Raw genomic sequence first — 17,716 nt, forward strand, 5'->3', positions numbered from 1 at the left:
GACCTTCTCTAAATTAGAATTCACTACAGAAAGTGAATTGAAACTGACAACACAGATGATAATTTGGAAAATCGTTGCAATAGCAACAAGTATCGAGATTTGATACTTCAATTTAAGATTTAGAATGGCTTTCATAACTCTCTCTTAAGTAAAAATAGTAAACAGTAATTTCCTATATTTTAAAATGGATTGCTGTTTACTACAATAGAGGGGAGTTAGATGTAACTTAGTGTATTGTTTTAGTCTTGTATTGAGAGAGTTGTTTATTTTCATGTGGATAGAAGTTAAAACACTAATCGACCTATGGTCAAAGAGTCGTCGAATGAATTTTGAAGAACTATTTTTAACTTCTATAGAAACACTTCCCATGCCTTGCTTCTATAAGGACAGAAAATTAAGGTATCAAGGTTGTAATAATATATTTGCCATTGAAATACTTGGATTGGGCAAGAAAGAAATTGAGGGAAAGACGATGCAGGAGTTAGCAGGTTCTATTCCTGATGATCTTGCAAAGAAATACATTATGCAGGATGAGCGCTTATTTGAATCATTAGGCCGTCAGGTCTATGAATCAGATGTTAAATGTGCTGATGGTGAAAGGAGAAAGTTTCGCTTTGTAAAAAAGGCCATTGTTAGTTCAAGCGGTGAAGTTCAAGGTATTTTTGGTGTTATGATCGATCTCAATGCAGAACTAAAGTCTTCATCATTACTATCTCATCATAAGCATTATGAGGCACTAGGGAAGAAGTCTGCTTATCTGGCCCATGAGATTAATGGTCAACTTATGAGAATGAAGGCCATTTTAAAAAAAGGCAAAGGACTAACTGATTCCTTGCAAAATAGTGAGTTATCTCGTTTATCTGATGAACTAATTAAAACTCATGAAAATCTGGCCAGTATTCGAGTTGGGTACGCTGTATCGGTCATGAAGAATTTCAAAGCCTCCAAGGTTAACTAATGTTCACGATATCATTGTGGAGATTGAAGAATTATTAATTAGCTCTCAACTGATGGAGGGGGGAGTTGAGTTAAATCTTCCAAGTCGAGAGAGTATTGGGGAGCTTACGTTAAATGTCGTCAAGTCCAAGTTATTCAGGCCATCTATAACTTAGTTAAAAATGCCTACGAGGCAGTGTCGAGCTTAGATGAGAGATGGGTTAGTTTGGAGGTCCATGAGACTGAGACATTTATGGAGTTTTCTATTTTTGACTCAGGAAAAGGCGTGAGTGAAGACATTAAATCTCTCATTTTAAGTGGAGGTAAGACGACCAAAAAAGTAGGTAAGGGAATGGGGATTGGATTGCAAGTTGTTACTGAAATAATAAGAGAACATCACGAAGTCTTGAATTCTCTGCCTTTGGAGAACCATCTAGAATAACGATTAAATTAAAGAAATAAAAAAAGGGGCGTCTAGCGCCCCTCTTTTAATTGAACAGCTTTGAAAAGAGCCCTCCTGAACCTGATTGGATTTCCACTTTCTGAGCTTTCTTATCTTCGTCTTTTGAGAGAGGGACGACGATAGAGAGAACGCCATTTTCATGGTTGGCCTCAAGGTTTTTGAGGTCATATCCTTTTGGAACACGGAAGCTTCGGCTAAAGCTGCCATATCTTTTTTCTGAGTATTTCTCACCTTTGTTTTCTTCGCTTCTTTCACCACTGATGCTAATAACATCATCGTTGACTTCAAGGTGGATGTCTTCTTTCTTTATTCCTGGGACATCAAAACTTGCCCAGAAGTGTCCATCCTTTTCACCCATATCTACCTTTGGTAGAAAGTCTTTTTCAAAACCTCTTAAATCAGCGAATTCTCTGTCAAAATCATCAAATAAGCTTAGAAGTCCTTTGTTAGCAAAAGGTGCAATTTCAAATCTTCTCATAAGATCCTCCTTTGTGGATATCTCCTTCCCACTTATAAGATGGATCTTATCTCAAAGATGTCAAGGTTATCTAAATTCTTGAATTTTCTCTAATCTCTTTAAAAAAGTGAGGAGAACTTTCTGAGGTTTTGCATAACAAACTCTAAAGTATCCAAGCTCAGAGCTTCCAAAGAATTGTCCCGGAGTGATACTGATTTTGAGATCATCGATAAGATAGTTGAAGAGCTCCATTTCTGCTTCTGACGTTTTCTCCTTGAGATAACTAGAGAGATCTATCATTGTGAAAATTCCTGACTCACTCGGGAAGTGGCTAATACCTAGATCACGTAATTTCTGATTTAAAATTTCAAAACTTTCGCTTAAGCGTCCTTTATTCTTTTTAAATAGTTGAGAACACCACTGATGATCATTAATTAAGTGAGTCACAGTATGTTGTGTTTGAGTTGAAACGGTATGGAAGTAGGCCACGCTTTGTACGGCTTGCGTAACTCGCTTATCTGTACTTGCGAAAAAACCAACTTTAAAGCCTGATAGAGCAAAGTCCTTTGCCATTCCATAGAGGTGGTAAATTGAATCTTGATAATTTATATCTTCAAATTGTGGATCTAGAAAGCTAGTAAACTTCTTTTCACCAAAGTCTGAGTTAGCATAGACTTCATCCGCAATGATTTTAATCTCATATTCTTTGGCCAGCTCTATAATACTTCTAACTTCATTGGCCTCATATGTATAACCTAGCGGGTTATGAGGATTATTAATAAGTAGAACTCTTGGTCTTTCTTTCTCGATATCTTGTCTTAAAGTATTAAGGTCTAGCTTACCTTGATAGTCTAGACTGTGTGAGAGAGTAATCTTGGCCTTAAATCTTGTCTCAAAATCATGATAGAAGCCATTATAAAGAGGCGAGATTGTAAGAACCTTATCTCCTTCATTAAAGATACTATAACTTAATATCTCAATGATTGAGCTGAGTCCGCAACCTACAGCGACACTTTCAGCACCGATGCATTGAATGTTGAGAAACTTTTTAAGAAAGCTTGTATAGGACTGTCTTAGTTCAGGACTTCCCCAAGGGTAGGTATAATGAAGATGTTTTGCTTGTAGTGCAGGTGTCTCAGCAATTTTGTCTAACAGTTCTTTTTCAACCAGAAAATTCTCGGCCGTTCCAAAGTTTATATATCCATTGGGATTATTATCTGGATGATAAGGGTCCTCCGCACATTTAAAATGGGCGACGACGAGTGGGGGAGTTTCTTTAAAAAGTATTTCAGCTCTATTTGAAATCATTGTATTTCCTATTTCATAAGAATTCCTGGATTCACTCCTAAACCTAAGGACGAATCAAGAATAGCTCCGTGAAGAATTTGTGATTGTTCACTAATTAAAAAAGAACACAGGTTTGCAATTTCTTTTGGGTCAATTAGCCTCTTCTTTGCTAATGAACTTATAAGTTCATCTCTTTGCTCTTGGTCAAGACTGGCCAGTGTTGAAGCATTAAACATATCGGTATCGGTCGCACCTGGGCATATTGCAAAAATATCAATTTTTGTGTGAACATTTTCGGCGGCCATTTGCTTTGTCATAAATGTAACCGCGGCTTTGCTCATTCCATCTGCAATTCTAAAACCTGGAAAGTGGAATATTCCTCCTCCAACTGAAGAGATATTAATAATCTTTGTGCTCTTTTCATTATCTGCTCTTTTAATAAATTCTTCGCATAGCCAAAGGGGACCTAGTGTATTAACTCTTAAAAGGGCCTCGTCTTGTTCATACTTATTCTTTGAGACAGATTCTACGGTCTTACTTCCAAGACCTGCATTATTAATAAGAATATCTAGTGGGGAGTTAATCTTCGAAAATAGCTCTTGGTGTGAGTTTCTACTTCCTTGTTCAAACTGATAAAACTCAATCTTGTCCTTGCCATATTGAGCAATCATTTCATCAGCAATCTTCGAGCTGCGATTGTAAGTAGAAATGACCTTTATTTCTTGCTCCAATAAAACTTCAACAATAGCTCGACCTATTCCACGAGTTCCTCCCGTGACAAGTGCTGTTCTCATATTTACATCCTTGTTAAATCTATTTTAGTCAGATCTCAATGACTTATCAAGGAGAGCATGACTGACATTTGAATTTGACCATGTCATGTGAACATGTCTAGAATTAACTATTCTAAAGAAAACCTTAAATTTGAGTCCTATGAAGAAAATATTTTTATCTGTATTAATAATTCTAAGTTCAAATATTCTTGCTCAACAGGGCAAGCCTCCTAAGTATACTTTTTCTATCGGGCCAGGAGTCGTCGCTAAAACCAGTACTCGCTTTGATAATAGCTATGATAAAGCAGACAAGGCAACGAATTATGCTTTTATCCCTTTTATGAACCTAAAGCTTGGTCCGGTAGCTCTAAGAGGTGGTGGAATTCAAGTTAGTCTTCCTGGCCATTCATTTATTCGTCCTTATGTATCCCTTAGTCGTGATGGCGAGAGATACTACGGAGAGGGGATGGATCGACGTAAGGATTCTTGGTTTGCTGGATTCGGGCTAAGAGCTGCTTTCCTAAGTTTTGAGTATAAGAAAGATATCCAATCAAGGAGCAAGGGATCCTTAATGAGATTTGGTCTTGGAAAGAGGTTGATGCTTGATAAGCTAATGGTGAGGGCCGGAGTTGGCGCAACATATAGTAGTACTCAATTTAATAATTATTACTACGGTGTTCGAGCTCATGAAGTGACAAGTGAAAGAGCTCTTTATGAAGCTGATGGGTCTTGGGGTTATGATATCAACTTGGCCAATATTTATAGACTATCGGACAAGTGGAGCACATCTTTGATCATCTTCCATAAATTTCTAGGAAGTGTTGTTGATGATTCACCAACAACGAGAAAAGATACTGAGACAGCTGTTATTTATGGTCTTTCTTATAAGGTTTTTTAGTTAGCTTCACTAAGTACTGAAATCTCATTTTTTACACATATAATTGCCATATTTCAGCTCTCTTAAGGCGAGGCCGTTTGGTGTTAACTTGCTGTTTTTACAAAGATCGTTAAAGATATCTCCCACATCTCCAGTCTTTCGTTCATAATTCCTTGGTGGAAAAGAATAAGAGACGATTAACATTAGAAAAGCTTGGGCATGCCTATGAATCCTATAGCTATCGTACAACTGAAAATGTGGTAGCAAGATTACTTCATGGCTTCTTCTTTTTTAAAAAGAGTAAGGCCGAAATCTTGGCCGGTGCTACAACTTTCTTTGCCCTCTTAAGTTTTTGTCCTACTATGATGCTAATGATCTCACTCTTAGGTTATATCTCTGGAGATGTTATCTCTTCAAAGGCCGTAGTCCTGGATACAATTAAAGATAATGTGCCACATTTAGCGCCTTGGATTTATAAGAGCATCTCTAATATTTTAGATGAGCAATTAAAAACTGGGGCCACAGTTAACCTCGTTAATATTTTCTTTTTAGGCTATTCATTAATAGGTTTAGTTTCAGCATTTATGTATGGGATTAGAACTATCGCCCAGAAGAAAACTAAAGGTGGATTTATTGTTGATGATATAAGTTCATTCTTAATTGGTTCAACAGTGACTGTCTTTATGACATTTCTTCTGATGGCCACGAATAAGACCTTGCTCAAGATGACCTTATTTGCAAAAGGTTCTCCTATTCCTCAAGAACTACTTCCGATATTTAATTATTCAATCTTGCCCGTAGTGGCATCCCTTGGTTTTTTTACGGTTTTCTATAAGCTCACGGCATCAAGGCCAATTCGTCTTAAGGATGCATTTACTGGGGCATCAGCCTTTGTTTCATGCTTCTTGCTTGGTAAATCTTTTCATTGGATTTATCTAAAGTTGACGAAGGCCGATATGGCCGTGAGTTATGGAAACTTCTACACTTTGGCCGTAACCATTCTTTGGGTCTACTTTGTTGTTTGTTCTTTCTTCTATGGTGCAAGTGTGGCCAATGTGGAAAAGAAAGACTTACATTTAGAAGAGCTTAGTCCTCAAGAGAGGGAAGAGATAGAGCTCAATCGTGCAGCTTAAATCAAGTATCTTGATTATCTAAGAAACATGTCTTTCTCATATACATGAGAGCGAAGAATCCCGTGAAAATATGGGCACAGAGTCCTGCAATATAAATTCCGTACTCGTTATAGAAACCTCTAAGAATAAGTGCATAAGGAAGGTAGATGACAAACATTTTGAATATATTTGCCACGAGTGAGACTTTTGGCCTTCCTAGAACATTAAAAACATTCACGACATTTTGAAGAATTCCATTACCAATAAGTCCAATTGTCATAATCAGTAAATAATCACGTGAAGCAGAGATAACTTCTGGGTCACTATTAAAAATTCTACTGATAGGATCTGAGAAGAAGAACATAACGATAAAACAAAGGATCGCCCATATGACAGGAAAAGAATTTGCATAATTCAAGGCCAGATTAATTCTTTTGAATTTCTTTGCTCCGAAGTTCTGACCGACAAATGGGCCAAGCGATGCTGAGAGTCCGATTAAAACGATGGCCATGAAAGACTCGATTCTTGTTCCAACTCCAAAACCCGCAACAACCTTATTTCCATAAGAAGAAACCATTTTAGTGACAACGGCAATTGAGAGTGGATTGATCACATTTGTTAATGTGGCAGGAATGGCAAGGCTTATAATATTTTTCCAAACGTGAAGAACCTTACTTAAGCTTGAGAAAGGATTCTTGAGGACCCCATATTTAAAGTGCAACATATGCAAAGAGGCAACAAGAGTTAGAATTCTCGAAATTGTGGTGGCAATAGCAGCACCTTTAAGACTCATGGCCGGTATTGGCCCAAGTCCAAAAATAAGTATAGGGTCTAGAATGATATTAACTAGTCCCGCGACAGTCATAACAACTGCTGGTGACTTTGTATCACCTAGTGATCTGATGACACTATTTCCCGCCATTGGAATAACAATAAAGGGAGTCGAAAGATACCAAATACTCATATACTCTTTAATATAGGGCATGACAGTATCATCGGCACCCATAAGTCTAAATTGTTGCTCAATTGTAAGAAAGCCAAAGATGGCAACCATTGAAACAATGAGTATCGCTAGGAGTAAACTATAGGTTGTATAATCTTTTACTTTTTCAACATTTCCACTACCAATGGCCCTTGCTGTAAAAGAGCTGGTTGCAGATCCAATTCCAAAAGAAATTGATCCCACAATCATTGGGATTGGAAAAGTAAAGGCCATGGCCGCAAGCTCGGTACTTCCAAGTTGTCCAACAAAGAAAGTATCAGCAAGGTTAAAACCAATAATTGTGAAGACACCAAAAGACATTGGGAGAGTGAGGGAAATTAAATGTTGTAGCACATCTCCACTTGTGAGGTTTGCCTTAAGTTGCTTCTTTTTTGCCATTACTTAAATAGTTTCATTAAAGGTGAAACTCCCCAGCCCATATAAGGTGCGGTATAAATTGAAATTTCTACAAGAACAACTACTATAACCATTGAAGAAAGAATGAAGTTCCATTTCTCTGGGACACCAATTCTATCTAAGAAGTCACTAAGATATTTCTGACCGAAAATTCCGATAACAATTAAGAGAATAAAAATAACAAAACCGCTTAAAGTTGTTACAACAACAGTGGCCGGTGATGAGTATTCACTCTTTGTATCAATTTTAGCTTTAGTAGATTGAGGTTTGGTAGGCTTGACGTATTCTGTTGTGATAACTTGATCTTCTGGTTTTATTGAGTGGCCTTTGTTGCCTCGGTGCTTATAGAACCGAGAGAAGGCGGGCTTCTCATTGACATGATAGGCCTCAATAATTATCTCGATTTCCACCTTGTCTCCGATAACAAAGCCATCTCCGCTATCAAGTTTCTTATTCCACTTGATGTCAAAGTCATAGCGATTGAGTTGTCCTTTAAGCTTGAAGTAGTGTCCATTATTCTTTGTCCAAGGGTCTTTTCTAAGTCCGAGGTAAGTGAGCTTCATCGGAACAGTTTTCTTGACTGTCTTAATCTTTAGATCAACAGGAAAGTCTACTTCTTGATTTTTAACAAGAGAAAGAGGTGTATTTGATTCGATTTCAAATTCAGGAAACCTCTTGCTATCAAAGAAATCAGGTTTCTTTAAGTGAGAGTCTCTTTTCTTATCATGAGTATCAATTGATGAAACGAAGATCTTACCTTTTAGATTACTGAGCTTGTTATCTTTTATTTCAAAGTTAATATCAAATTTCTTAAAACGTCCCTCTACATTTGAAAAACCCATATAAGGGATTTTGAATTTTATTTGAGAGTGCTCGGTGTTGACTGCATAGTTTGCTGCCATTGTTTGAAATGAAAGTACTAGTGTTAAAAGTGTGATAAAAGTTTTCATAATGCCTTCTTTGATTTGAAGATTTCTATGTGCCTCTAAGACTTGTAAGGCGGATTTTCTTAGAAGGACTATATCTTAAAGGATAGCATAAGTTAATCCCTTATATTGCTGAAATTACTCTTTTAAAAATAACTCTAGATATAAAATATTTGGCCCTTGTAGGTAAGCTCTTGAAATATATATTCCTAAAAATTTGCTGTTACGAAATTTCGGTATTTTGAGAAGATAGGTAATTATTAAAGAAGGTTAGGGAGCAGAGAAAAGAGCTCTTTTCTCTAGGAGGAATAATGGTTAATTACACACATCATCTAGTCAAACCTGAATCAGATCTGGAAATGCAGTCTAATAAAACTGCTGAGGATATCATTCTTAAATCGGCCCTAACATTGAAAGAGGATATGAGCATTGTTGAGGCCTGTGATTTATTGGCCAATCACGGTCTATCTGGAGCCCCTGTGACAACATCTACGGGAAAGCTCATTGGTTTCCTCTCTGAGAAGGACTGCCTGAAGTACTTATTGGATATGAAGTACTATAATAATGAAGGTGGTATCGTTGGGGACTTTATGTCACGAACTCTTATGACCATACATAAGAATGAGACTCTTCTCTATATCACCGAGTTATTCATGAAGAATCATTTCCAAATGTATCCCGTCGTCGATGAAGACGGAATCTTCCTTGGAGTCGTAACTCGTAAGAGATTATTCAATGAACTCAACCGCCTAAACCAAACTAGTTGGTAGGTGCCATGCACCTTTTGTTTCGCAGTTGCTAAGGTGTTGTTGAAGAGTCGGGAGCGAGGTCGCTTCGCTTGCTGGAGGGGCGTTTTATTGCTTGTTTCACGTGCGACTGGGAAGTCGCACTCAAGGTGATACCCCCAGCATCAAAACTGCCCTTTGGGGCACTTTTGCCGCTGGTGGTTACCAACTTACGTAGCCCCATTTCTCTCCCTTCGTCCATTTCTTCATGTACTTCTTCTCCCACTTTGCGCGAGATTTTGGAGAGTCTTTCTTTCCGACTACGGCTGAACCAACTATATAACTCATTACTCTAATCACTGATGACTTATCTTTAGCAATCTTGTTATCGAGCCACCTTTGTTTTTGCTCTATTGAAAGTGCCGAGACTTGTTGAGCATTCTTCCTAACAAATACAGCTTCAATTTCTTTCTTGTGCCTTTGAATCCATTCTTTTCTTTCTCGTTCGTCCCATTTTTCGACGACTTTGTATCCTTCAACTAGGTTACGAGTTGTTTTAAGGTCATAAGCAGAGTAGTCCCACGTATAGAGAACACCACTATCTTTATTAAACCAAAGACGGTCAAAGATATTATTAAATTTATCAGTAATTCTTTGAGAGCCTACGACAGTTAGATTGGCCTCCATATTAATATTATTCATATTCTTTCCAGTCCAATTTGTTGAACCAGTAATGATCTCATACTTTCCATTTTCAGTATTTGTAATCGACATAATCTTAGCGTGGTTTTGCTCTCCATGAGTTGAGTACCATCGAATATCGATATTCAGATCTTTCTTAAGGTTCATAAGGTAGTGGGCGACTTGTCTATTTGGAGTCCCATCCTTAATAGAGTTGAAAGCATCTTTACTTGGGTCTAAAAGTAGTCTGACCTTGTTATTTGCTCTCTTTGGATCTTTAGCGACCTTTTCGATGGTTTTAACGACATCTGGGTCAGATAGGTAGAACATTTGGATTCTAATGATATCGTCTGAAGATGAGTTTTCGAGTAGTCGAATCACTTCCTTCTTTACTTCAATTTCTGAAACAAAGCGTGATTTTACCTTTTGAGACATATGACCAGTGTCTAGCTTGTCAAAATCAACGGCAGGTAAAACTTCTTTCATATATTTTTGAAGCATCTTAGGCTTGTACCCAGGAAGTTTGTATTTTTCTTTATTTTGCTCAGAAAGTAGCGCGTACTTTTTGGGACCAATCGCAAGAGGGATATTTCCTTGATGTCTTAAACTGTGGGCCGCATCTTCTCTTAGGACTCCATAGACATATTTTGCTAGGTCACCTTTAACTGTTAGGCCTGTATTTGTTGAGTCATCACTTGCATTGTGAGGATTGGCACTTGTGACAAGAGTTTCAAACTCGTCACTACCTTCGACATCTGTAACAAGAATTTTTCTATGATTGGCCTTCATGAGAGCTGCGCCAAAGGCAACTTCAAAATCAATATTGTGTCCATCAAGCTTCTTCCCTGGAATATTGAGTAGGGAAGTAATACCATTTGAAATCGTTCCAAAAAGACCGGCCGTCATTTGATCAGCAACTCTTCCAACATGCCCAACTGTTTCAACTAATCCTACACTTGTCGCCGCTTTTGTTGAGAGCATGTCGGTATAGAAGACATCGATTCCGTTATCAATAAACTTTTGCACACTTGGTGAGACTCTTCTTGAATAAGCTCGGTTCAAAGGATCAAGAATAATCACGATATTCATGTCAGGGTTATCTTTTTTCTTTTTTATAAGAAGTTTCGTCAGGTCATTAACAACATTGTACTCAGGTTGATTTGAACCATACATATTATCGAAGAGGAAAACACTGGCCACGATAGATTTCTCGGCCTTGATAATCATATCTTTTGCCTTTTGAGAAATACCGCGATTTCTAATTCTCTCACTCTTGAGAATGTCCCATCCATTATAAGTCATAACGAAGTCAACATCTTGATCTTCAGTGTAGAACCATGGTGACTTTACGGCCGTGCGATACTCTGGTTTTAGGTCCATCAACTTAACGAGATCAGGCTTTGCCTGAACATTAAATAAAGCGGAACCAGCTAATAACCAAGGTAAAACCTTAATAGTCTTCATAGAATCTCCTCATTCTCTCGATAGATATAAGTCGATACTAACAACTTTATATTTAGTTTTGTTAGGATTTGAAGAAGATACTAGGGCCGTCAAAAAATTAGACACTATTTAGAAGACAAGAATTGGCAACTAGTCTAAACTACGTCGGTGATTAACTATATCCTCTTTTGTACACTTGCGCTTTTTTGGGGTGGCTCTTTCGTGGCCATTAAATATCTCATTCATGATGTTCCGGCCTTCACGGCAGCACTCTACAGAGTTTTCTTCGCAGTCATTTTTATGCTGATTATATTTAATCGTAAGCTGAAGCTACCAGTTGGTTGGTTTGGAAGAGAGTTCTTTGTTTCTTGTGGGACGGGGCTTATTTCAATTGGAATACCATTTAGTCTTCTCTTTTGGGGAGAGAAGTATGTGACGCCGAGTATGGCCGGGGTTTTAAATGGAACAGTTCCTCTTTGGACTTCTGTAATTTCGATTTTATTCTTCTCAGGATTAAAGGATATGACCCTTCATAAATTCCTGGGATTGATTATGGGGTTTTGTGGGATCGCATTGATCTTTGGTCCAAAGATTGTTTTTAGTGGAAATATAGAAGAGGTCTATGGACTGATTGCAATTTGTATCATGGCAGTTTTCTATGGATTGGGAAATAACCTCAATGCGCGCTTACTTTCGCAAAATAAAGTTATTAAGGGGAATATCAATATCGTCATTCAACAGATATCTTCTGTTCTTTATTTGATTATTGCTGTTCTCATCTTTAATGGTGTGCCAGACTTTTCTTTGTTGCTGAAACCACAGAACTATTCGAGTGTTCTTTATCTTTCGCTCTTTTCAACTTGCTTTGCTTTTCTTATTTTCTATCATTTGATTCATCACTTTGGTGCAGTTAAGGCATCGACGGTGACTTTCTTTGTACCACCAGTGGCCCTAATTTTAGATATGATTATCTTTAATCGTGTTTTGACTAAATTCGAAGCGATTGGTGCAGGGGTGATTTTTGTTAGTATGTATCTTTTAAAGAATCGTGTAAAGAATCTACAAAGAGTCTAGAGTAGCTCGTTTAACCACTCTCTAAAAGAGAGAATTTCCATCGGGTCTATTTCGTGTCCCATATCAAAATCGTGAAAATCAGCTTTCATCCCTTTCTTAGTTAATTGAAGAATCGAGTTTTCAGTCTGTTTGAAAGGAATAACATCATCATAGTTTCCATGAGCACAGAATACTGGTGTATTCTTTGCTGAGTAAGAAAGTCTTTCAGGAATTCTTTCTTCGTAGAGGCGAGGGCTTAGTGCCGCCACTCCTCCAAGTGCATGAGGACATTTATAAAGAGTTTCCATGACAATGCATCCTCCTTGAGAAAAACCACATAGGATGATGTCTTGATAGTCAAAGCCCTGATCCTTCAGCTCTTCTATAACTTCCAAAATAATATTTGATGAGTTATCTATTCCAGGATTTGGGTCTCCGGGTGGAATATCATACCAAGAATGTCCAATAAAATATGGTGAGGGAGCATTGACTAAGAGGTAGTGAAGACCTGTCACATTTACTTCCGCTGCAAAGATCTTATAGGACTCTAAAGAGTCTCCAAGTCCGTGCAGAACTAGCATGACCTTATTTCCATTCGTCCAGCCCTTGCTGGCCTGAGGTATGTGAAAATATTCTAGCTTCGTCGTCTTCATTGATAACAGAGTAGAATACTCCAGCGAAAACAGCAATATTTTTCTAAAACTTTTTAAATCTATGACGATTAGTTTAGGTGAGAGTTATTTCCAAGGAAACACAGGAGGATATTGTGTCGACAAATGATGTACTAAAAGCTCAGTTTAGAGATAAAGCTGCACCAGTTAAGAAGATGAGAAGAGATGGTTGGGTACCAGGTGTAGTATACGGAAAGGGATTTGATGGAATTGATATTATGGTTCCAAAAATGTCACTTTCAAAGTTCTTTCATCATTCAGGAAAAGTATTTGAAGTTGAAGTAGAGGGACATGGAAAGCACCTTGTTACTCTAGATGACGTTCAAAGAGGAAACCTAGGAACTGATTATATTCACTTTTCATTCCACAAAGTTTCAGCGAAAGAGAAAACAACAGTTACTCTTCCAATTCACTTCATCGGTGAAGCGAAAGGAACAAAAGAGGGTGGAGTTGTTTATCCAGTTCTACACGAAGTTGAAGTTAGGGGTCTTCCAAAAGACTTCCCTGAATTCATCGAAGTTGATGTAACTGAACTAGAAATGAATGGTCACTGGACTCTAGGTGATATTAAGCCACCAAGAGGAATCGAGTGGGCACATGCTCTAGAAGATAATATGGTAACTTGTCACGCTCCAAGAGTTAAAGTTGTTGAAGAGCCAGCTGCAGAAGTTGAAGCTCCTGAAGCACACGGTGACATTACTCCAGTTGAAACTGAAGAAAAAGAAGCAGCATAATTTAGATTTAAATTATATGATTCGAAGGCCACCCTTAGAGGTGGCCTTTTCTATTGATGACATTCCAAGGAACTGTTCGTTCATTAAAAAAACCACTTTGCATATAGGCCTTGAAGAATTCTTTCTTCTTTCTAAATTTAGGTACCATTTCATCGAGTCTCGCTTTTAATTTTTGAGCATGCTGGCTCTTGCGTGAGACTATCCAGTGTCGTGTTCCTGAGATACTAACTTTTACATTGGGAATAGGGACAAGGTTGACAATTTTGTTGTAGCGAACGAGATCTCGGCTTGGAGGAAATGAAGCGAGGGTGGCCTCTGCTCGATTTGCATTGATCATCTTTAAAACAGATTCCCAAGTCGTTGTTGAGACCAAGCTTCTCGGACCTAGGTTTTTGATAGTTTTCCAGTCTCTTGTCCAGGCCTTATTACTTAGGAACTTCATAGTTCTTATATTAAACTTCTTCTTAAGGAGTTCAGATCCTTCTTTGACATAAATCCCTGCAATGAATTCTCCATCTCTAATTATTTCGTCAGAGAAAAAGGCCTTGGCCGGGTTGACATCATTTTTCCACACTGTTGTCGCATAAATATCAATGGTTCCACTTTGGACTAGCTTGATTGCTCTTTCATAAGAATTGACGGTGAAGAATTGATACTTATTCTTATTCAATTCTAAAATTTTAAATAGCAAAACTGTTTCAACAACATCGCGACTAGAATATTTTGTGCGATAGGTGAAAACTTCTTGGGGAGTTCTATCTGCTAGGAAGAGATGAAAATCATCAAGAACATCTTGAGGAATTCCGATTTTTATGACGGAATCGTCAGCAAGACAAATCCTGACTAAAAAGTAGTTGAATATGAAGAACTTAACCAATATGCGAAACATGATATAATAATCCTATCTTAATAAAAGGGGATTATAAATGAAAACTTTAGAGCAGTGGTTTTCTGAGTATGGAGAGTCACATACCAATAAGACCAATATTTATATTCATAAGGTTTGTGTGCCTCTCATTACATGGTCACTCCTTGGGATTTTGTGGACAATACCTGTTCCAGAGCTATTCTTGAGCTATGGAATAAATTGGAGTTATATCTTTGTGGCGATCTGTTTGTTATTTTACATTAGCTTAAAATCACTGCGAGTTTTATTGGGGGTCTTAACGATGGTTCTCCCTGTGATCTATTTTCTTGAGAAAATTTCACGAATTTATGGTCATCGAATTCTGTATATTTCGCTTGGGATTTTCGTTATTGCTTGGATTGGTCAATTTATTGGTCACAAGATTGAAGGTAAGAAGCCATCCTTTTTTAAGGATATTCAGTTTCTCTTAGTCGGTCCTGCTTGGGTCATTAAAGATATTTTAAGAATTAAATATTAGAGTAAAAAGAAATGCCGCAGTTTGCGGCATTTTCTATGAAATCATTTTAAGAACTTCTTTAATCGTTTTGTGAATACCTTGAAAAATATCACTTAGCTTCGCATCGTCATACATATACGCCGGAGTCGTCACAATCTTCTTGTCTGAATCAACAACGCATTCATTGGCAGGACAATTCTTATGAAGAGCTCCTAGCTTTTCTATTTCTGCTGCTGTTGCCTCATCACTACCAATTGTAAGAGTTGGTTTATTATCTCCTAAGCTCAAGGCCATAAGGGCAGGGGCAATGCATATGGCACCAATAGGTTTACCTGTACGATGAAAATCTTTTACTAGCGCTAGAATATTTTCATCCACAGAGCCTGCACTTCCTTTAAAAGCAAAGTCACAAAGGTTCTTTGCAACTCCAAAACCACCAGGCATAACAAGGGCATCAAAGTCACTTGCTCTTAGTTCAGTGAGTTCTTGTATTTGTCCTCTCGCAATCCTTGCTGATTCTTCAAGTATATTTCTTTTTTCTCCAGAAGCCTCTTCACCTTTTAGGTGATTGACAACGTGGTGTGATCTTTGTTTGGAGCAAAGATTTTGTAGTTGGCACCTTCTGTATCAAGGGCCAAGAGAGTTAAAACTGATTCTCTAATTTCGGCTCCATCAAGAAAACCACATCCTGATAAAATGACGGCAATATTCTTACTCATATTTTCTCCTTCCAAAAATCTTCATGATAATCAAAGTGACATTGTTTTCTTATTTCTTGTAAGTATTGATGAACTTTTGGTGAGAATTGAAACTCCGGGAAAATATACATTCCCCAGAGATGTGAGGCGATTGCAATGTCTGCAATTGTCATTGTTTCACTCTTATAAAATGGAGTTAGTTCTTGTTCTAAATCCGTTAGGATGAGTTCCAGTTTATCTAGAAACTCATGTCTATTTTGGATGAGTTTATGAAATGGCCCTCTTTTAACTTCTTTCTTTGTTTGAAAGTACTCACGGCTTTTCTCATTGAACTCTGGTGTCCAGATCCAATAAGGCATACACAGAGAATGAACTTGAGAACCAATTTTAGCGAGAAGCTCTTCGACCTCTTCTTTAAAAAGTGGAGTCTCTACGATCTCATTTTTAAGGATATTCTTTTCATCAAGACGTTTGATGATTTCCAAGCTCTCATTACTTGCATCCCCTTGAGACCATTGAAAAATTGGCAGCATTTTCTTCTTAGCTAATTCAACGGGAGTTTTTTCATCATCATAAGGGAGGACGTGTGATTCATAATCAATTCCAAGTAGGCCAAGGGCCATACGAACTCGGACACAAAATGGGCAGTGGACATAGTGATATAGTTTCATAAACTTGAGATTACAGGGCCATATGATTGTCGTCAATATGCAGATATTATGACGCGATGGTTTGTTTTGGCGCACCATGACTAATGCTGAGAAAAATGGTCTAACTATTAGAAATAATTTTTGTCGGGGGGAGATCTTGTCTCTAGCACTAATCACAAAAGATAGACGCTTTTGGCCACTTTTTTGGACCCAATTTCTTGGGGCGGCCAATGATAACTTTTTTAAGAATGCACTAGTCATGCTTATTACATATAAGAATGTCGAATTAATGGGGCTTAATGCTGCCGCTCTTGTTGCTATGGCCGGAGGAATCTTTATTCTTCCTTATGTCACTTTCTCTGCAACGGCCGGACAAATTGCTGATCATTATGACAAATCTGATGTTATCAAGGTGACTAAGATTACAGAATTTATCATTATGATTATCGCGGCGATTGGTTTCTTAACTAATAGTTATGGAATCCTTCTCTTTGTTCTCTTTCTTATGGGGGCGCAGTCGGCCTTCTTTTCTCCCGTTAAATTTGGCTCGCTGCCAGAGATTTTAGAAGATGACGAGTTAACGCTAGGAAACGCATTTATCGGAGCGGGAACTTTTATTGCCATTCTTATTGGAACTATTACAGGTGGTTTATCAGCAAGTTCTGAGAATGCCGTTATGGTTACGGCCGTTGGTGTTGTTGTCGTTTCGGCAATTGGGATCTTAACGGCTTGGAAGCAGCGTCGTTTAAAAGATGAGCACACGAATGTTAAAATTGATTACACCTTCGTAAAACCGACATTTGATATTCTTAAAACGACAATGAAAGAAAAGAATGTGATGCATGCAATTCTTGGGATCTCTTGGTTTTGGTTCTTTGGTGCAGCGATTCTTTCACTCTTACCGGCGATGGTAAAAGATCTCTTTTCTGGTTCGGAGTTAGTTGGAACAATCTTTCTTGCAACTTTTACTGTTGGGATGGGAATCGGTTCTTTCTTCTGTAATAAGCTTTCTGGAAAGAGAGTTGAGGTTGGAATGGTTCCTCTGGCCGCGATTGGAATGTCGATCTTTCTATTTGATATGTTTTATACAGCGGGAACATGGGCCCATAGTCCAGGGAGACTATTAGGACCAGCAGAGTTTTTCGCACAAAGTGGATCCTTGAGAGTTCTCTTTGATCTTATGGCAACCACTGTTTTTGGTGGAATGTATATTATCCCACAGCAGGCCCATATGCAGCGTTCTGCTCGTCCAGAGTTCTTGGCCAGAACAATTGCTTCAAATAATATTTGGAATTCAATTTTCATGGTTTTTGCAGCAGTTATTCTTATGGTTTTACACGGAATGAAAGTTAGTCTTCCGACAATTATAGGAATTATGGCCGTTGCGAATCTTCTGTAGGGATTCTTATCTATTCTTTTTACTCAGAGGAAATGTGGCGCTTTGTGGCCCAACTTCTTTGTAAATCT

General features: G+C 38.0%; 18 protein-coding genes and 1 pseudogene. 9 read left to right on the plus strand and 10 right to left on the minus strand.

The features are described 5' to 3' along the window. Positions 1 to 271 precede the first annotated feature (271 nt). On the plus strand, positions 272 to 958 hold the full coding sequence (locus M901_RS02945) for a PAS domain-containing protein (RefSeq protein WP_021276683.1): 687 nt from the start codon (positions 272 to 274) through the stop codon (positions 956 to 958). 132 nt (positions 959 to 1,090) lie between these two features. After that, positions 1,091 to 1,378: an ATP-binding protein gene (locus tag M901_RS02950; RefSeq protein ID WP_081653314.1), complete on the plus strand. Its 288-nt coding sequence runs from the start codon at positions 1,091 to 1,093 to the stop codon at positions 1,376 to 1,378. A 46-nt stretch (positions 1,379 to 1,424) separates the two neighbouring features. Here the strand turns inward: M901_RS02950 and M901_RS02955 are convergent, their stop codons facing one another. From M901_RS02955 to M901_RS02965, 3 genes are all read right to left on the minus strand, one after another. Then, positions 1,425 to 1,877, minus strand: a complete 453-nt coding sequence (locus M901_RS02955) for an Hsp20/alpha crystallin family protein (RefSeq protein ID WP_021276688.1) — start codon at positions 1,875 to 1,877, stop codon at positions 1,425 to 1,427. Positions 1,878 to 1,943: 66 nt separating this feature from the next. Next, a complete protein-coding gene (locus M901_RS02960) occupies positions 1,944 to 3,164 on the minus strand; it encodes a pyridoxal phosphate-dependent aminotransferase (RefSeq protein ID WP_021276682.1) in 1,221 nt (406 codons plus the stop codon). 8 nt (positions 3,165 to 3,172) lie between these two features. Then, a complete protein-coding gene (locus M901_RS02965; RefSeq protein WP_021276681.1) occupies positions 3,173 to 3,937 on the minus strand; it encodes an SDR family NAD(P)-dependent oxidoreductase in 765 nt (254 codons plus the stop codon). A gap of 139 nt (positions 3,938 to 4,076) precedes the next feature. Between M901_RS02965 and M901_RS16155 the strand changes: the two genes are divergently transcribed. Continuing rightward, positions 4,077 to 4,814: a MipA/OmpV family protein gene (locus M901_RS16155; protein WP_021276686.1), complete on the plus strand. Its 738-nt coding sequence runs from the start codon at positions 4,077 to 4,079 to the stop codon at positions 4,812 to 4,814. A 155-nt stretch (positions 4,815 to 4,969) separates the two neighbouring features. Continuing rightward, positions 4,970 to 5,926, plus strand: coding sequence for a YihY/virulence factor BrkB family protein (locus M901_RS02975; protein ID WP_021276689.1), 957 nt, complete (start codon positions 4,970 to 4,972; stop codon positions 5,924 to 5,926). Position 5,927: 1 nt separating this feature from the next. Here the strand turns inward: M901_RS02975 and M901_RS02980 are convergent, their stop codons facing one another. Both M901_RS02980 and M901_RS02985 read right to left on the minus strand, forming a co-directional pair. Continuing rightward, positions 5,928 to 7,286 carry an MATE family efflux transporter gene (locus tag M901_RS02980; RefSeq protein WP_021276699.1) on the minus strand — a complete coding sequence of 453 codons (1,359 nt, stop codon included), beginning with the start codon at positions 7,284 to 7,286 and terminating at the stop codon, positions 5,928 to 5,930. After that, positions 7,286 to 8,254: a YceI family protein gene (locus tag M901_RS02985; RefSeq protein WP_021276692.1), complete on the minus strand. Its 969-nt coding sequence runs from the start codon at positions 8,252 to 8,254 to the stop codon at positions 7,286 to 7,288. Before M901_RS02985 ends, M901_RS02980 begins: the two co-directional genes overlap by 1 nt. A gap of 287 nt (positions 8,255 to 8,541) precedes the next feature. On the opposite strand from M901_RS02985, the gene M901_RS02990 reads away from it, so the two are divergent. Continuing rightward, a complete protein-coding gene (locus M901_RS02990) occupies positions 8,542 to 9,000 on the plus strand; it encodes a CBS domain-containing protein (RefSeq protein WP_021276694.1) in 459 nt (152 codons plus the stop codon). Between the two features lie 177 nt (positions 9,001 to 9,177). Here M901_RS02990 and M901_RS02995 read toward each other — a convergent pair whose 3' ends face one another. Then, positions 9,178 to 11,100: a phospholipase D-like domain-containing protein gene (locus M901_RS02995; RefSeq protein ID WP_021276700.1), complete on the minus strand. Its 1,923-nt coding sequence runs from the start codon at positions 11,098 to 11,100 to the stop codon at positions 9,178 to 9,180. A 147-nt stretch (positions 11,101 to 11,247) separates the two neighbouring features. Here M901_RS02995 and M901_RS03000 point away from each other — a divergent pair, with 147 nt between their 5' ends. After that, positions 11,248 to 12,153 carry a DMT family transporter gene (locus M901_RS03000; RefSeq protein WP_021276685.1) on the plus strand — a complete coding sequence of 302 codons (906 nt, stop codon included), beginning with the start codon at positions 11,248 to 11,250 and terminating at the stop codon, positions 12,151 to 12,153. Here M901_RS03000 and M901_RS16160 read toward each other — a convergent pair. Further along, complete coding sequence (locus M901_RS16160) at positions 12,150 to 12,785, minus strand: alpha/beta hydrolase (RefSeq protein ID WP_021276687.1); 636 nt, start codon at positions 12,783 to 12,785, stop codon at positions 12,150 to 12,152. The two genes, M901_RS03000 and M901_RS16160, sit on opposite strands and share 4 nt — an antisense overlap. Positions 12,786 to 12,898: 113 nt before the next feature. Between M901_RS16160 and M901_RS03010 the strand changes: the two genes are divergently transcribed. Beyond that, entirely contained in the window at positions 12,899 to 13,537 is a 639-nt protein-coding gene (locus M901_RS03010) for a 50S ribosomal protein L25 (protein WP_034719898.1), read from the plus strand. A gap of 34 nt (positions 13,538 to 13,571) precedes the next feature. Here the strand turns inward: M901_RS03010 and M901_RS03015 are convergent, their stop codons facing one another. Beyond that, a complete protein-coding gene (locus M901_RS03015) occupies positions 13,572 to 14,426 on the minus strand; it encodes a hypothetical protein (protein WP_021276695.1) in 855 nt (284 codons plus the stop codon). A gap of 37 nt (positions 14,427 to 14,463) precedes the next feature. Here M901_RS03015 and M901_RS03020 point away from each other — a divergent pair, with 37 nt between their 5' ends. Beyond that, positions 14,464 to 14,922, plus strand: a complete 459-nt coding sequence (locus M901_RS03020; protein ID WP_021276693.1) for a DUF962 domain-containing protein — start codon at positions 14,464 to 14,466, stop codon at positions 14,920 to 14,922. Between the two features lie 33 nt (positions 14,923 to 14,955). Here M901_RS03020 and elbB read toward each other — a convergent pair. Both elbB and grxB read right to left on the minus strand, forming a co-directional pair. Continuing rightward, positions 14,956 to 15,620 (minus strand): annotated as a pseudogene (gene elbB, locus M901_RS03025) (isoprenoid biosynthesis glyoxalase ElbB). After that, the gene (gene grxB, locus M901_RS16165) at positions 15,617 to 16,270 is read right to left on the minus strand and encodes a glutaredoxin 2 (protein ID WP_157679789.1); all 654 of its coding nucleotides are present in this window, start codon (positions 16,268 to 16,270) and stop codon (positions 15,617 to 15,619) included. Before grxB ends, elbB begins: the two are co-directional and overlap by 4 nt. Before the next feature lie 136 nt (positions 16,271 to 16,406). On the opposite strand from grxB, the gene M901_RS03035 reads away from it, so the two are divergent. Next, positions 16,407 to 17,648: an MFS transporter gene (locus M901_RS03035; protein WP_021276684.1), complete on the plus strand. Its 1,242-nt coding sequence runs from the start codon at positions 16,407 to 16,409 to the stop codon at positions 17,646 to 17,648. Positions 17,649 to 17,716 lie beyond the last annotated feature (68 nt).

It is taken from the genome of Bacteriovorax sp. DB6_IX (assembly GCF_000447775.1).
Classification (GTDB): domain Bacteria; phylum Bdellovibrionota; class Bacteriovoracia; order Bacteriovoracales; family Bacteriovoracaceae; genus Halobacteriovorax_A.